Annotated in this window: 11 protein-coding genes; 8 read left to right on the top strand and 3 right to left on the bottom strand. The window is 71.3% G+C overall.

The features are described 5' to 3' along the window. Positions 1–17: 17 nt before the first annotated feature. Entirely contained in the window at positions 18–1841 is a 1824-nt protein-coding gene (locus FJM51_RS10160) for a DEAD/DEAH box helicase (RefSeq protein ID WP_140454025.1), read from the bottom strand. Between the two features lie 169 nt (positions 1842–2010). Then, positions 2011–2973, bottom strand: coding sequence for an aldo/keto reductase (locus FJM51_RS10155; RefSeq protein WP_140454024.1), 963 nt, complete (start codon positions 2971–2973; stop codon positions 2011–2013). A gap of 357 nt (positions 2974–3330) precedes the next feature. On the opposite strand from FJM51_RS10155, the gene FJM51_RS10150 reads away from it, so the two are divergent. From FJM51_RS10150 to FJM51_RS10125, 6 genes are all read left to right on the top strand, one after another. Continuing rightward, entirely contained in the window at positions 3331–4827 is a 1497-nt protein-coding gene (locus FJM51_RS10150; RefSeq protein ID WP_140454023.1) for an NAD(P)-binding domain-containing protein, read from the top strand. A 24-nt stretch (positions 4828–4851) separates the two neighbouring features. Continuing rightward, positions 4852–5994: an ABC transporter substrate-binding protein gene (locus FJM51_RS10145; RefSeq protein WP_140454022.1), complete on the top strand. Its 1143-nt coding sequence runs from the start codon at positions 4852–4854 to the stop codon at positions 5992–5994. A 136-nt stretch (positions 5995–6130) separates the two neighbouring features. Then, positions 6131–7963 carry an ABC transporter permease gene (locus FJM51_RS10140; protein WP_140454021.1) on the top strand — a complete coding sequence of 611 codons (1833 nt, stop codon included), beginning with the start codon at positions 6131–6133 and terminating at the stop codon, positions 7961–7963. Between the two features lies 1 nt (position 7964). Continuing rightward, positions 7965–8846, top strand: coding sequence for an ABC transporter ATP-binding protein (locus tag FJM51_RS10135; protein ID WP_140454020.1), 882 nt, complete (start codon positions 7965–7967; stop codon positions 8844–8846). Continuing rightward, the gene (locus tag FJM51_RS10130; protein ID WP_140454019.1) at positions 8843–9565 is read left to right on the top strand and encodes an ABC transporter ATP-binding protein; all 723 of its coding nucleotides are present in this window, start codon (positions 8843–8845) and stop codon (positions 9563–9565) included. Before FJM51_RS10135 ends, FJM51_RS10130 begins: the two co-directional genes overlap by 4 nt. 90 nt (positions 9566–9655) lie before the next feature. Continuing rightward, positions 9656–10861, top strand: a complete 1206-nt coding sequence (locus FJM51_RS10125; protein WP_181164519.1) for a serine hydrolase domain-containing protein — start codon at positions 9656–9658, stop codon at positions 10859–10861. A 15-nt stretch (positions 10862–10876) separates the two neighbouring features. Here the strand turns inward: FJM51_RS10125 and FJM51_RS10120 are convergent, their stop codons facing one another. After that, the gene (locus FJM51_RS10120) at positions 10877–12736 is read right to left on the bottom strand and encodes a sigma-54-dependent Fis family transcriptional regulator (RefSeq protein WP_140454017.1); all 1860 of its coding nucleotides are present in this window, start codon (positions 12734–12736) and stop codon (positions 10877–10879) included. Positions 12737–12948: 212 nt separating this feature from the next. Between FJM51_RS10120 and FJM51_RS10115 the strand changes: the two genes are divergently transcribed. After that, positions 12949–14070 (top strand): 2,3-butanediol dehydrogenase, encoded by a 1122-nt coding sequence (locus tag FJM51_RS10115; RefSeq protein ID WP_233713067.1) that lies wholly within the window; start codon positions 12949–12951, stop codon positions 14068–14070. Between the two features lie 69 nt (positions 14071–14139). Next, entirely contained in the window at positions 14140–15942 is a 1803-nt protein-coding gene (locus FJM51_RS10110; RefSeq protein WP_140454016.1) for an NAD(P)/FAD-dependent oxidoreductase, read from the top strand. Positions 15943–15976 lie beyond the last annotated feature (34 nt).

The raw sequence follows: 15976 nt of genomic DNA, 5'->3' as shown, positions 1-15976 counted from the left end.
ATGGCCGCCGCCGCGCGTCAGGATCCGCGCGGGGGCCGCGGCTTGCCCTTCTTCCCGGCGGGACGCTCCGGCTTGCCGCCCCGCGGTTTCGCCGGAGCCTTGCGCGCCTTCCCGGCCGGGCCGGGAGCGGCCGCTTTGGCGCCCGGCTTGCCGCGCGGCTTGGCGGGTCTGGGCGACTCCGCCGCCTCCGGCTCGCGCGCGGGATCGAATTTCGGCCGCCGCTCCGCCCGGCGGGCGGGCGTGCGGAACCGTTCCGGCGCGGGCTCGCCGTCGAGGCGGCGCAGGATCAGGCCGCGGTCGAGCTCCAATCCGTCGGGAAGGCCGCTGGCCCGCGCCGTCGCGATCTGGACGAAGCTCTCGTCCTCGCCGATACGGATCGCCCCGATGGCCTCCCGCGTGATCCCGCCCGCCTCGCAGATCCTCGGCAGGAGCCAGCGCGGCTCGGCGCCGCCCGAGCGCCCGATCGGGAGCGAGAACCAGACCGACTCCCCGAAATCGCCCCGGGGGCGGCGCGGCGCGGGCGCCTCGGCCTCCGCCGGGGCGGCGATCTCCTCCGGGGCCGAGCGTTGCCCGCGCCAGAGGCGGATGAAGGCGGCGGCCACCCGCTCGGGGCCGAACCTGCCGAGCAGGGTCGCGGCGAGTTCCGCCTCGTCCTCCGGCGCCTCCGCCAGCGCGGGGTGGTCGAGGACGCGGGCGTCGTCGCGCGCTTGCACCGCCTCGGCCGAGGGCGCGGCGCCCCATTCGGCGACCACCTTCGCCCCGGCGAGCAGCCGCCGCGCCTTCCTGACATCGGCGGGGGCGACGATCAGCGCCGAGATGCCCTTCGCCCCGGCGCGCCCGGTGCGCCCGGACCGGTGCAGCAGCGTCTCGGGATTGGTGGGCAGGTCCGCGTGCACCACGAGGTCGAGCCCCGGCAGGTCGATGCCCCGCGCCGCCACGTCGGTCGCGACGCAGACCCGCGCGCGCCCGTCCCGGAGCGCCTGCAGCGCATGGGTCCGCTCCGCCTGGCTGAGCTCGCCCGAGAGGCCCACGACCTGGAACCCGCGATTGCTCATCCGCGCCAGCAGGTGGTTCACATTCGCCCGCGTCTTGCAGAAGACGATCGCGGCGGGCGCGTCGTGGAAGCGGAGCAGGTTGAAGATCGCGCCGTCGCGGTCGCCCGCCGCCACGCCGAGCGCGTGATAGGCGATGTCCGCGTGCTGGCGTGCCTCGCCCGCGGTCTCGATCCGGAGCGAATCCTTCTGGAACGTCGCGGCCAGATCCGCGATCCCCCTCGGGACGGTGGCCGAGAACATGAGCGTGCGCCGGTCGCCCGGCGCCGCCGCGAGAATGAACTCCAGATCCTCGCGGAAGCCGAGATCGAGCATCTCGTCCGCCTCGTCGAGCACGCAGGCCCGAAGGTCCGAAAGGACGAGGCTCCCGCGTTCGATGTGATCGCGCAGACGTCCGGGGGTGCCGACGACGACATGCGCCCCGCGCTGCAGCGCGCGGCGCTCGCTCCGGTAGTCCATGCCGCCGACGCAGGTCGCGATCCGCGCCTCGGCCTCGCCATAGAGCCACGAGAGCTCGCGCGCGACCTGCAGCGCCAGTTCGCGCGTCGGCGCGATCGCGAGCGCGAGCGGCGCCTCGGCGGGGAGAAGCTTCTCGGCGCCGCCCAGCACCTCGGGCGCGATGGCGAGGCCGAAGGCGACGGTCTTGCCCGATCCGGTCCGCGCCGAGACGAGCATGTCGCGTCCGGCGGTCGCGGGCGTCAGCACGGCCTCCTGGACGGGGGTGAGGCTGTCATAGCCCTTGGCGGCCAGGGCCGCGGCCAGCGGCGCGGCGAGGTGAGGTTCGGTCATGTGTCTCGCTTGGATCGGGGGCGGGCAGCCCGGTGCGCGGCCCTTCCTTCCCTCGCGCGTGGCGTCCCGCCACGCTGGAAACCCTGAGCCAGGCCCCGCGCCTATCCGGCGGAGCGCGCGGAGTCAAAGGGAATGACGCCTCCACCCCGCCGATATGGCCACCCGGGGGTCAGGCGCCGAAGCCGGGCAGGGGGTGGATCAGCCCCTCCGCCCGGCACGCCTCCCAGAATTCCGCCGGGATCGCCTCGGCGTGGGCGGCGAGCGTGTCGGTGACCCGGGCCGGCGTCTGGGTCGACCAGAGCACCGAGAGCGTCGCCGGAACCATCAGGCCGAAGCGGATCAGCGCGCCGGTCTCGCTCACGTCGAACCGCGCGCGCACCCGCGCGAGCCGCTCGCGGAACCCGGCGTTCTCCGGGCCGAACCACGCGCCGTTGCCGAAGGGCGCGGCGGCGAGCACGCCGATCCCGCGCTCGGCGCAGGCCGCGATCACCGCGTCCGCGCCCGCGTGGTCGGCGAGCGAGAATCCGCCGGCGAAGAGCAGCATGTCGATGTCGAACCGCTCGATGACGGCCATCGCGATCGCGGGCGTGTTCGCGCCGACGCCGACCATGCGCGCGAGGCCCTCCTCGCGCATGCGGATCGCCTCCGGAAAGCCGGTGGCGAGCGCCGCCTCGAGCCCCCCGGGGCAGATCGAGAGCCCGTGCATATAGGCGATCTCGGTCGAGGGAATTCCCATCCGGTGCAGCGAGGTCTCGAAGGAATGCCGGATCCCACCGGCGGAATAGTCGCAGACCGGCGTGAAATCCGCGTGGAACGGATAGTGGCGCCTCACGCCGGGACGACGGCCCCGGGGGTCGAGATCGACGCCCACCTTGGTGGAGAGGACATAGTCGCCGCGCGGCTTCCAGGCGAGCGCGGCCCCGAGGCGGCGCTCGCAGAGCCCGGAGCCGTAATAGGGGGCGGTATCGAAGGCGCGCACGCCCCCCGCCCAGGCGGCCTCGGCGACGGCGAGGGCGCGCGCGTCGCCCTCGGGACCGTCCATCTCGCTCCAGCGCGCTGTGCCGAGGGAGAGTTCGGTAAAGGCGAGATCGGGGGCGCGGGGATGCGTCCGGGCGGGAAGGCGGTCGGTCATCGGCGTCGAGGCTCCGGTCGTCCGGGAAAACCCACCTCTACGCGCTGACGGCGGCCGAGGCGACCGGCGTTCGCGGGCGCGGCGAAGTGGCCGTTTCGTCCTCGGATCGCCCGCGCGGCGGACCGGCGGCGTGAAATGTGCGCGGCGCAAGGCAGTTATTCCGCGTACCGGAGTTGACAACGATCCGCTTTCATCGCCCGATCAGCGGATGATCCACGATCGGGACCGGAAGCCGTTCGCGCTTCTCAGAAAAGATTCGGATTTCCCGGTCGGGAAACGGGCGGAACGGGGGGCGCGCGACGCCCGCCGGCGCCGGATGGCGGCGGCGCCGAGCCTCGCGGATCGGGCGGGGATGTCATGACGCTATCCGCCGCGAGGACCGGGCCCGGGACGGTTCCGGAAGCGATCGGGCTTGCCCGGCACGAGGCGGAGGTGCGCGCCGATCTGGCCCGGCTCCGCCTTCCCTGGGAGCCCTGGACGGCGGCGCGGCGCGCCGGCGGCGCGAAGCTGCTCGACGTGATCGTGATCGGCGCGGGGCAGTTCGGCGTCGCGGTCGCCGGCGCGCTCAGGCTGCGCGGCATCGCCGATCTGCTGGTGCTCGACCGCGCGCCGGAGGGGGCGGAGGGCCCCTGGGTCACCTATGCGCGGATGCCGACGCTGCGGTCGCCGAAGCATCTGCCGGGCCTCTCCTTCGGCATCCCCTCGCTGACCTTCCAGGCCTGGTACTCCGCCACGCGGGGCGGGGCGGCCTGGGAGGCGCTCTACAAGGTCCCGAACGAGATCTGGCAGGACTACATCCTCTGGGCGCGCCGGATGCTCGGCCTGCCGGTCGAGAACGGCGCCGAGGCGGTGGACCTCGTACCCCATGCCGACCGCGTCGAGGTCGTGCTCGCCGATGGCACGCGGCGCGTGGCGAAGCGCGTGGTGGTCGCGACGGGGCGCGGCGCGACCGGCGGCTGGGCGCGGGTGCCGGGCGTCGCGGAGGATCTCTTTCCCGATCTCGCCGCCCATACGAGGGAGGCGATCGATTTCGCGCGGCTCGCCGGCAAGCGGATCGCGATGATCGGCGCGGGCGCCTCGGCCTGGGACAACGCGGCGACCGCGATCGAGGCGGGCGCGGCGAGCGTGACGATGTTCGCGCGCCGCAAGGCGCTGCCGCAGCTCAACAAGGGCCGCGCCTCGACCGGCATTGGCTTCTTCGAGGGCTGGCAGTCGCTGCCCGACGCGGACCGCTGGCGCCTCGGCGCCTATCTCGACGACATGCAGTCGCCGCCGCCGCACGAGACGATCCATCGCGCGCTCGCGAAGCCGGGCGTCTCGGTGCATTTCTCCACCCGGGTGACGGCGGCGAGACGGGATGGCGGCGCGGTCCGGCTCGAGGTCGAGAACGGCCCCTCCGGCGCCTATGATTTCCTGATCCTCGGCACCGGCTTCCGGGTCGATCTCGCGCATGAGCCGCTCTTCGCGCGCATCCATGGCGACGTCGCGCTCTGGCAGGACCGCTACACGCCGCCGCCGGGGCTCGAACGGCCGCATCTCGGGCGCTTTCCCTACCTCGGCGACGCCTTCGAACTCCTGCCCCGGACACCGGCGGCGGAGGCGGCGACGGAGGCGGCGGCGCTCGGGCGGATCCATCTCTTCAACATGGCCTCCTGGCTCAGCGCGGGGACGCTCGCGGCCGATGTGCCGACGCTGGAGGTGGGACCGGACCGGCTCGCCCAGGGGGTCACGGCGCGCCTCTTCGCGGAGGATTTCGAGCCGATCTTCGACCGGCTCGTCGCCTGGGAGGAGGAGCACGAGCTCGAGAGCACGGCCTTCTACGCCCCCGATCACGTGAACACGACCGCCCGCTGACCCTCGGTAACGGAGACCCGCAAGATGACGCCTTCCCTCACCCGCCGCGGCCTCGCCGGTCTCGCGCTCGGCCTCGCGCTCGGCGGCGCGCTGCCCGCCCTCGCCCAGAGCTCGGGCGAGCCGGTCATGATCGGGGTTTCCGGCCCGCTGACCGGCCCGCAGGCGCAGTACGGCGCGCTCTGGAAGCAGGGTTTCGACCTCGCGCTCGAAAGGATCAACGCGGAGGGCGGCATCGACGGCCGGCCGCTCGAATACACGTTCGAGGACAGCCAGAACGATCCCCGGCAGACGATCGCCATCGCGCAGAAGTTCATCTCCGACCCCGCGATCGTGGTCGAGGTCGGCGACTTCTCCTCCACCGCCTCGATGGCCGCCTCGCCGCTCTACCAGCGCGGCGGGCTCGTGCAGTTCGGCTTCACCAACTCCCACCCCGACTTCACCAAGACCGGCGACTACATGTGGTCGAGCTCGATCTCGCAGAGCCAGGAACAGCAGGTGATGGCGGACTACGCCGTCGACCGGCTCGGGCTGAGGCGGATCGCGGTGCTGCATCTCAACACCGACTGGGGCACGACGGCGAAGAACATCTTCGTCGAGGAGGCGAAGAAGCGCGGCGCCGAGGTGGTCGCCGCCGAGGGCTATCTACCCGACGAGAAGGATTTCCGCGCCACGCTGACCCGGATCAAGGCCTCCGATCCCGACGGGCTGCTGCTCGAGAGCTACTATTCGGACGGCGCGCTTCTCGTGCGCCAGATCCGCGAGGTGGGGATCGACCTGCCGATCGTCGCCGTCGGCTCGGTCTATTCGCCCGATTTCCTGAGCCTCGCGGGCGACGCGGCCAACGGCGTGCATACGACCGCCTATTTCACGCCGGTCTCGCCCCGGCCGGAGGTGCAGGCCTTCATCAAGGACTTCACGGCGGAATACGGTCAGGAGCCCAACAACTTCAACGCGATGGCCTATGACACGATGAACATCCTCGCCGAGGTCATGCGCCGCCACGGCACGACCCGCGAGGAGATCAAGGCGGGCCTCGGAGAGATTTCCGGGGTGCCCTCGGTGCTGTTCCCGGAGGTGAGCTTCGATCCCGAGACGCGGCGCGTCATGGGGCTCGAGCCGACCGAGCTCATCGTGAAGGACGGCGCCTTCCAGCTCTTCCAGCCGTGAGCGCGGCGCGCTGAGCGATCCCCGGCCCCGCGCGGGCCGGGGCCTGAGACAGGCCGCGCGGCGACGCGGACGCGCCCTTCCGGGGACCGGAGCCGATCCGGGCGACCCGGGACGGGCGGTCCCTCGGAGACCGGAAATGGGTTCAATCCTCTCGCTTCCCTGGTTCGACTTCACCGTTTCCGGCGTCGTGATCGGCTCGATCTACGCGCTGATGGCGGTGGGGCTCGCGCTCATCTTCGGCGTGGCGAACCTCATCAACTTCGCCCATGGCGCGGTCTTCACCGTCGGCGCCTATGTCGGCTGGGTCTGCGCGGTGGCGCTCGGCCTGCCGCTCTGGGCGACGGTGCCTCTCGTGGCGCTCGGCGGCGGGCTCGTCGGCGCGGGCATCGAATACATCGCGATCCGCCCGCTGAACCGCCAGTCGCGCATCGCGCCGCTGCTCGCGACGATCGGGGTCGGGCTCATCCTGGACCAGATCGTGCACATCCTCTTCGGCGCCAACCCCCGCGCGCTGCCGGTGCCGATGCCGGGCTGGCGCGTCAGTGTCGGGCAGGGGTCCATCGGGCCGATCGACATCACGATCTTCGTCACGGCGGTGATCGCGGCGGCGGCGCTCTACGCCTTCCTCTTCCGGACGAGGCTCGGCATGGCGGTGCGCGCCACCGCGCAGGACGAGGACGCCGCGAAGCAGATGGGCGTGAACATCCACGCGGTCAACATGGCGGTCTTCGCCATCGCCGGCGCCCTCGGCGCCATCGCGGGCCTGCTGGTCGGGATCTACTACAACGCGATCGACCCCAATACCTCCTTCCAGATCATGCTGAAGGGGATGGTCGCGATCGTGATCGGCGGCATGGCGAACGTGCCGGGCGCGATCGGCGGCGGCGTGATCCTCGGGCTGATCGAGAGCTACGGCATCGCGCTCTTCGGGGCGAGCTACCGCAACCTCTTCGCCTTCGCCGTGCTGCTCCTCATGCTGCTCGTCAAGCCGAACGGCCTTTTCGCGAAGGGCCGCGAGCGCGAGGCGGAGCCGATGACGGGCACCTTCGTCATCCAGTCGATGCCGGTCCGGCCGCCCGGCTGGCTGCTCGCGCTCGGCGTGGCCGCGGCGGCGCTCGTCCCGCTGGCTGGCCAGCCCTACCTCACGCAGGTGATGACGAACGCCTTCCTCTACGCGCTCGCCGCGATCTCGCTCACGCTGATCGCGGGCACGGTCGGGCTCGTCTCGATCGGCCACGCGGCGCTGCTCGCGATCGGCGCCTATGCCTCGGCGCTGCTGACGATCGCGGGCCTTCCGGTCGCGCTCGGCCTCGTCGCGGCGGCGGCGATCACCGCGCTCCTCGGCACCGCGCTCGCCTATCCCGCCTTCCGGCTGCGCGGCCACTACGTCGCGATCGGCACGCTCGCGATCGGCGAGATCGTGAGCCTCGTGATCCTGAACTGGACCTCGCTCACCAACGGCTCGATGGGCGTCTTCGGCATCCCGCCGCTCACGCTTTTCGGCGTCGACTTCTTCTCGACCAATCCGAGCTACTGGCTGGTGCTCGGGCTCGTGGTCGTCTTCGCGCTGCTGCAGACGCGGCTCCTCTCCTCGCATCTCGGCCGCACCTGGCGGGCGATCCGCGAGGACACGGTGGCGGCGGAGACCTACGGCGTCGGCTCGAACTACTACAAGGGCCTCGCCTACGGCTTCGCGGGCTTCACCGCCGGCCTCGCCGGGGCGGTCACCGCGCATCAGTTCAGCTACATCAACTTCGACACGTTCAACCTGCTGACCTCGGTCCTGATCCTGACGATCGTGATCCTCGGGGGGCTCGGCAACGTGACGGGGGCGATCGTCGCCGCCGTGCTCGTCGCCGGCCTGCCGGAGATGTTCCGGGTGCTCGCCGAATACCGGATGCTCTTCTACGGCGCGGCGCTGCTGCTGCTGATCCGGTTCCGGCCGCGGGGCCTTCTGGGGAGTGGCTGAGATGAGCTCTGGCGCATTGCTGAGCGCGACCGGCGTCACCCGCCGCTTCGGCGGCATCATCGCCGTCGACGGCGTCGACCTCCATGTGCGGGAGGGCGAGTTCCTGTCGGTCATCGGCCCGAACGGCGCGGGCAAGACGACGCTCTTCAACCTGATCTCGGGCCAGGACCGGATGGACGAGGGGCGGGTCATGCTCGAGGGCCGCGACATCACCAACCTCTCGCCCCGGCGGATGGCCGAGGCGGGGGTGGCGCGGACCTTCCAGCACGGCCGGGTCTTCGGCAATCTCAGCGTGATGGACAACGTGCTGATCGGCTGCCACACGCGCCTGCGCGCGGCGCGTCCGCGCGTGCCCGTCGTCGCCCCGGTGCTCGAGATCCTGCGCGCGCTGATCCGGCCGGCCTCGGTCCGGGCCGAGGAGGCGGCGATGCGCGAGGAGGTGCGCGCCATCGTGGCGACCTTCGGCGAGCGGCTGACGCCGAGGCTCGACGAGCCGACCTATGCGCTCTCCTATGCGAACCGCCGCCGGGTCGAGATCGCCCGCGCGCTGGCGCTCCACCCCCGCATCCTGATCCTCGACGAGCCGACGGCGGGGATGAACGAGAGCGAGACGGTCGAGATGCGCGACATCGTCGACGCGCTGAAACGGCAGGGCCGGACGATCCTGCTGATCGAGCACAAGCTCGACATGGTGATGCGCCTCTCGGACCGGGTGATGGCGATGGACAACGGCAGGGTGATCGCGGAAGGCACGCCGGCGGCGGTGCGCGACGACCCGAAGGTGATCGAGGCCTATCTCGGCCATGCGACCATCGGCGGCGGCGAGCCCGCCGAGGCGAGCCTCATGCCCGGCACGTCCCGGGCCGCGGGAGGCGTGCAATGAAGCCCCTGCTCGAGATCGAGAAGATCAATTCCTTCTACGGCCCGGTGCAGGTCCATTTCGACGTCTCGATGAGCGTGCCGGAAAAGGCGATCGTCTGCCTGCTCGGCGGCAACGCCTCGGGCAAGTCGACGACGATGAAGGCGATCCTCGGCCTCCAGGCGCCGCGCTCGGGCCGGATCCTGTTGGAGGGGCGCGACATCACCGGCTGGCCGACGCCCCGGATCGTCAGGGCCGGAATCTCGACCGTGCCCGAGGCGCGGCGGCTCTTCGGCGGCATGAGCGTGCGCGAGAACCTGCTGATGGGCGCCTACGCGCGCGACGACAGGGGCGAGGTCGCGGCCGATCTCGACCGCGTGCTCGCGCTCTTTCCCCGGCTCGGGGAGCGGCTGGGCCAGAAGGCCGGCACCATGTCGGGCGGCGAGCAGCAGATGGTGGCGATGGCCCGCGCGCTGATGGGCCGGCCGAAGCTCATCTGCATGGACGAGCCGACCATGGGCCTGTCGCCGCTCTTCGTCGACCGGGTGCTGGAGCTCATCGCCACCGTGAACGGGACCGGCGTCTCCGTCTTCATGGTGGAGCAGAACGCGTCGATGGCGCTCCGGATCGCAGATTACGGCTATGTGCTGCGAACCGGCCGGATCGTGCTCGAAGGGCCGGCGAAGCAGCTCCTGGCCGATCCCCGCATCCGCGGCGCCTATCTCGGGGAAAACGTGGCCTGAGGCCGGCGCCGCGCGCGAGAGGCCAACGAATCCTTCCCAAGGCGCGGCGGCCGGGGCAGAGTTCCGCCGGAACCCGGGGAGAGGATGCCGATGAAGCGTGTCGGATGCGCCGCCGTCCTGAGCGCGGCATGCCTGTTCGGGGGCCTCGCCTCCGCCGGGGAGAGCACGCAGGCCGGGCGCGTGCAGGCGGCGCTCGACGACTGGCTCGCGGAACGCGCGGCGATCGAAGGGGTGACGGGCATCGCGGCCTATGTGAGCCTCGGCACGCCCGGGCCGAACATCGAGGCCTTCGCCGGCACGACCGGCCATGGCGAGGCCGCGCCGCCGGTGGATCAGGACACGCTCTTCGCGATGGGGAGCACCTCGAAATCCTTCGCCGCCGCGGTGATCCTGCTGCTCGAGGCGCAAGGCGCCCTCTCCATCGACGATACCGTGGGGACGTGGCTGCCGCGCTACGCGGCCTGGAAGGACGTGACGATCCGGCAACTGCTCGACATGACGAGCGGGATCCCGAACTACAGCGAGACGGAATTCATCTCGCGCGCCTGGGTCGAGGCGCCGGGGCGCGACCTGACCGCCGAGGAACTCGTGGCGGCGGTCTATCCCTCGGCGACCAGCCAGCTGCCAGCAACCACCGGCTACCATTATTCCAACACGAACTACATCCTGGCCGGAATGATCGCGGAGAAGGCGGGCCGGAAGCCCTATGCCGATCTGGTGCGCGACCTCATCCTCGAACCCTGGGGGCTGCGCTCGACCTTCTTCTCGGCCGGAACCTATCCGCCGGAGGTGACCGACCGCATGGCGCACGGCTATTTCGAGAACACCGCCTGCGCCGACTACCAGCCGCCCGACTGCGCGGAGTCCTGGAACAAGCCGCTGATCGGGCGCGACGTGCGCCAGGACAGCACCTCCTGGGCGCAGGCCGCCGGCGGTGCCATTTCGAACGCGCGCGACGTGACGCGCTGGATGCGCGCCGTCTTCGAAGGGCGCGTCGTCCCGCCGAAACAGCAGGCGGAATGGCTGTCCATGATCTCGACCCGAACGGGCGAGCCGATCCAGACGCTGACGCCCGAGGATCCTCAGGGCTTCGCGCTCGGCCTCGTCCGGATGCTCGCGCCGGACGGGACGTTCTGGTTCTACCAGGGCATGACCCTCGGCTACCGGACGCTTTACGTCTGGTTCGAGGAGGACGATGTCCTGATCACGGTGCAGACGAACAGCCAGCCGAACGACGACGTCAACCGGCTCCCCGACGTGGCCACCGCGATCCACGCCGCGCTCAAGACCCCCTAGCGCCGCGCGAGGGCCTCAATGCGCGGCGACGCCGAGGCGGCGCATCCGGCGGTGGACCGTGGTGCGGTCGACCTTGAGTTGCCGCGCCGCCTCCGAGACATTGCCGCGGCAGCGGGCCAGAACGGCGCGGAGCGCCTCGGCCTCCCCGCATCCGGCGCGCGCCCGGCCCGGTTCCTCCGGCAGATCGCTCCGCTCGATCAACTCGCCGTCGCAGAGCGCCGCCGCCACGGCGAGCGCGTTGCCGAGTTCGCGCAGGTTGCCCGGCCAGCGCCGCGCGTGCAACGCCGCGCGCGCGCCGGGAGAAAGCCGGCCCCGGCCCGCGAGCAGCCGGTCGACGAGCCAGTCGAAATCCTGCCGCTCGCGCAGCGGCGGCAGCGACAGGACCGCCGCCGACAGCCGGTAGTAGAGATCCTCGCGCAATTCCCCGCCCGCGACCCGCGCCGGCAGGTCGCGATGGGTGGCGGAGATCACCCGCGCGTCGATCGGCCGGGGCCGCGTCGCGCCGACCGGCATCACCTCGCCCTCCGAGAGCACGCGCAGCAGCCGCGCCTGCAGCGCGAGGGGCATGTCCCCGATCTCGTCGAGGAAGAGCGTGCCGCCCGCGGCCTCCTCGATCAGCCCCTTGCGCCCGCGCGGGGCGGCGCCGGTGAAGGCGCCCGCCGCGTGGCCGAAGAGCTCGGCCTCGATCAGCCCCTCCGGAATGGCGGCGCAGTTCACCGCGACGAAGGCGCCGCGCCGCCCGCTCGCCTCGTGGAGCGCGCGGGCGAGGAATTCCTTGCCGGTGCCCGTCTCGCCCTGGATCAGGATCGGCAGCGGCGTCGGCGCGAGCTTCGCCGCCTTCTCCCGCAGCGCCGCCATCCGCGGATCGCCGCCGCCGAGACGGGCGAGGGCGTCGGCCGCGGGGCCCGCGGGCGGCGGCGGGCGCCGGGCCGGGCGCAGTTGCGGCTCGATCGCATGGGCGAAGAGGCGGTCGCCGTCGCGCGCCACCACCAGCCGGTCCCGGGTCGGCCGCTGGCGGGTGAGCTCGCCCAGATCGTCGACGCCGAGATCGAGGAAGCGGCCGAGCGGCTGGCCGATCAGCAGATCCGGCCGGCGCCAGCTGAGCCCCGCCGCGCGGGCGAGGATCTGCGCGCCGCCATGCGTCATGCCGATCACCCGCCCGGATCCGTCGAGCGAAATGGCCGCCTCCGGATCGACGTCGAGGAAGTCGGGCGAGCGCGCGAAGCGCAGCACCCATTCGTGCCGCGTCTGCGCCATCAGGTTCGCGAGCTCGATCCGCCGCACGGTGGCCGCGACCATGTGCAGCGCGAGGTTCTGGCTCGCCTTGGTGATCGGCGACGAGAGCAGCGAGATGTCGAGCACCGCGGCGAGATCGCCGCGCGCGTCGTAGATCGGCGCCGCGGTGCAGGAAAGCGGCGTGTGGGTCACGTCGAAATGATCGGTCTGGTGGATGGTCAGCGGCGCGCCGGTGGCGATGCAGGCGCCGATCGCGCAGGTTCCGGCCCGGGGCTCCGACCATTCCGCGCCGAGATAGAGGCCGGCCTTCCTGAGCCGGTGGTCGAAGTTCGGATCGCCGAGGAATTCGACCGCGACGCCGGAGCGGTCCCCGAGCAGGAGCACGTAGTTCTGCCCGGCCATCTGGGCATAGAGCCCCTCGAGGCCCGAGCGGGCGATGCGGATCAGCTCCTCCGACTGCTGGCGGTGCGTGCGAAGCTCGCTCTCCGAGAGGATGACGGCCTCGCAGGCGCGCGCCGGATCGAGCCGGTGCTCGTTGAGGCAGCGCAGCCAGGACTGTACCACGAAGGGATCGCGCGATGAGGCCCGGCCCATCGCCACGGCCTCGACCTCGCGGATATGTTCGACCGCCGCCGCCATGATCTTCCTCCCAGCGGTATTATTGTTGCGCCCACCTTAGCACGGAGGGCGGCCGCCGCGTAAAGCGTGGCGCGGTGTGGCGCCACACCTGTGGCGCGCCGCCGCGCCCGCCCGCGCCGCCGCGACCCGTTTCCGCCGCCTGCGCGGCTCCGGGCGGGCTGGCACGATGCTTGCTTTGGCAAGACCAGAAGCAAGACTCGGGAGGATCCCTGATGACGACGACGAGCGAACTGGTCCGCGACGCGGGCGCGGCCGGCGCGACGATGCGGGCGCTGCGTTTCCACGCGGCGAAGGATCTGCGGGTGGAGGACGTGGCCCGGCCGGAACAGCCCGGTCCCGGTCAGGTCCTGGTCCGGAACCGCTTCGTCGGCATCTGCGGCACCGACCTGCACGAATATTCCTACGGCCCCATCTTCATTCCGAAGGAGCCGCATCCCTTCACCGGCGCCCATGGCACGCAGATCCTCGGCCACGAGTTCGGCGGCGTGGTCGAGGCGGTCGGCGCGGGCGTGAGCGCCGCGAAGCCCGGCGACCGCGTCTCGATCCAGCCGCTCGTGATGCCGCGCTCCGGCGATTATTTCTCCGACCGGGGCCTCTTCCACCTCTCGCCGGATCTCGCGCTCGTCGGCCTCTCCTGGCATTCCGGCGGCATGGCGGAATGGGCGCTGGTGAACGACTACAACGTCGCCGTGGTGCCCGAGGAACTCACCGACGAGGACGCCGCGCTGGTCGAGCCCACCGCCGTCGCCGTCTACGCCTGCGACCGGGGCGGGGTCTCCGCCGGATCTAGCGTGCTCGTGACCGGCGCGGGGCCGATCGGCGCGCTGACGCTGCTGGCGGCGAAGGCGGCCGGGGCGGCGCAACTCTTCGTCTCGGACCTCAACGACACCCGGCTCGGCTTCATGCGGGAGATGCTGCCCGAGGTCGTCACGCTCAATCCGAAGCGCGACGACGTCGGCGCCGCGATCCGCTCGGCCACCGAGGGCAACGTCGGCTGCGACGTGGCGATCGAATGCGTCGGCAACGAGCACGCGCTCAAGGCCTGCCTCGACGCGGTCCGCAAGCAGGGCGTGGTGGTCCAGACCGGGCTCCACCCGCATGAGAACCCGCTCGACTGGTTCTCCGTAACCTTCAAGGACGTCGATATCCGGGGCTCCTGGGCCTATCCGACGCATTACTGGCCCCGCGTCATCCGGATGATCGCCTCCGGGCTCCTGCCGGCCTCGAAGGTGGTGACGAAGCGCATCCGGCTCGACGAGGCGGTGAGCGAGGGCTTCGACGCGCTGATCGATCCCGCGGGCACGCAGCTCAAGATCCTGATCGACCTCTCCTGACCGCCCCGGCCACCCGCGCCGGAGCGGGTGGCCGACAAGAACTCACAAAGATCGACAAGGAGGATACCCATGCTCGACGAAACCCCGGCCGCTCAGCTGGAATCGGTGCTCGGCCGCCTGAACGACGCGCTCGAGCGCGGCGATGCGAAGGCGGCGGCGGCGCTGTTCCAGGCGGACAGCTACTGGCGCGATCTCGTCGCCTTCACCTGGAACCTCAAGACGATGGAGGGCCCGGACGCGATCCTCGCGATGCTGGAAAGTCAGCTCGCCGCGCAGAAGCCGCGGAACCTCCGCCTCGACCCGGCCGAGACGCCGACTTCGAGCGGTAACGTGACCGAGGGCTGGATCGAGTTCGAGACCGCGACCGGCCGCGGCTATGGCCAGATCCGGCTCCGGGACGGGCTGATCTGGACGCTGCTGACCACGCTCTCCGAGCTCAAGGGCTTCGAGGAACCGAAGGGCACGCGGCGCCCGATGGGCGCCGAGCACGGACATGACCCGAAGCGCAGGACCTGGAAGGAGAAGCGCGAGGCGGAGGCCGCAGAGCTCGGCTATTCCACGCAGCCCTATGTGCTCGTGATCGGCGGCGGGCAGGGCGGCATCGGGCTCGGCGCGCGGCTGCGGCAGCTCGGGGTGCCGACGATCATCATCGACCGGCACGAGCGACCCGGCGACCAGTGGCGCAAGCGCTACAAGTCGCTCTGCCTGCACGACCCGGTCTGGTACGACCACCTGCCCTACATCCCCTTCCCGGACAACTGGCCGGTCTTCGCGCCGAAGGACAAGATCGGCGACTGGCTCGAGATGTACACGAAGGTGATGGAGCTCAACTACTGGAGCTCGACCACCGCGAAGAAGGCCGAATGGGACGAGGCCGCGAAGGAATGGGTCGTCACCGTCGACCGGAACGGCGAGGACGTCGTGCTGCGCCCGAAGCAGCTCGTGCTCGCGACCGGCATGTCGGGCAAGGCCAACGTGCCCACGATCCCGGGCCAGGACGTGTTCAAGGGCGAGCAGCAGCATTCGAGCCAGCATCCGGGGCCGGACGCCTACAAGGGCAAGAAGGTCGTCGTCATCGGCTCGAACAACTCCGCCCATGACATCTGCGCGGCGCTCTGGGAGGGCGGCGCGGACGTGACGATGCTGCAGCGGTCCTCGACCCACATCGTGCGCTCCGACAGCCTGATGGAGATCGGCCTCGGCGCGCTCTATTCCGAGCAGGCGGTGGCGAACGGCGTCACTACGCGCAAGGCCGACCTGATCTTCGCCTCGCTGCCCTACAGGATCATGCACGAGTGGCAGATCCCGCTCTACGAGCAGATGAAGGAGCGCGACGCGGAGTTCTACCGCAAGCTCGAGGAGCGCGGCTTCATGCTCGACTGGGGCGCCGACGGCTCCGGCCTCTTCATGAAGTACCTCCGCCGCGGCTCGGGCTACTACATCGACGTCGGCGCCTGCGACCTGGTGATCGACGGCTCGATCAAGCTCGTCTCCGGTCACGGCATCGACCACCTGAGCGAGACCGGCGTCGTACTCGACGACGGAACGGAGCTCCCGGCGGATCTGATCGTCTACGCGACCGGCTACGGCTCGATGAACGGCTGGGCGGCCGATCTCATCAGCCAGGAGGTCGCGGACAAGGTCGGCAAGGTCTGGGGCCTCGGCTCCGACACGCCGAAGGATCCCGGCCCCTGGGAGGGAGAACAGCGCAACATGTGGAAGCCGACCCAGGTCGAGGCGCTGTGGTTCCACGGCGGCAACCTGCACCAGTCGCGCCACTACTCGCAGTATCTCTCGCTGCAGCTGAAGGCGCGGATGGAAGGGCTGCCGACGCCGGTCTACGGCTTGCAGGACGTGCATCACAAGAGCTGAGAAACTCCGCTCCGGGCCGGTCCGCCGGCCCGGA

The organism is Amaricoccus solimangrovi (assembly GCF_006385685.1).
In the GTDB taxonomy this organism is placed as follows: Bacteria; Pseudomonadota; Alphaproteobacteria; order Rhodobacterales; family Rhodobacteraceae; genus Amaricoccus; species Amaricoccus solimangrovi.
Note: the sequence above shows the minus strand (reverse complement) of the source record. Positions and strands in the feature narration are given on the sequence as shown.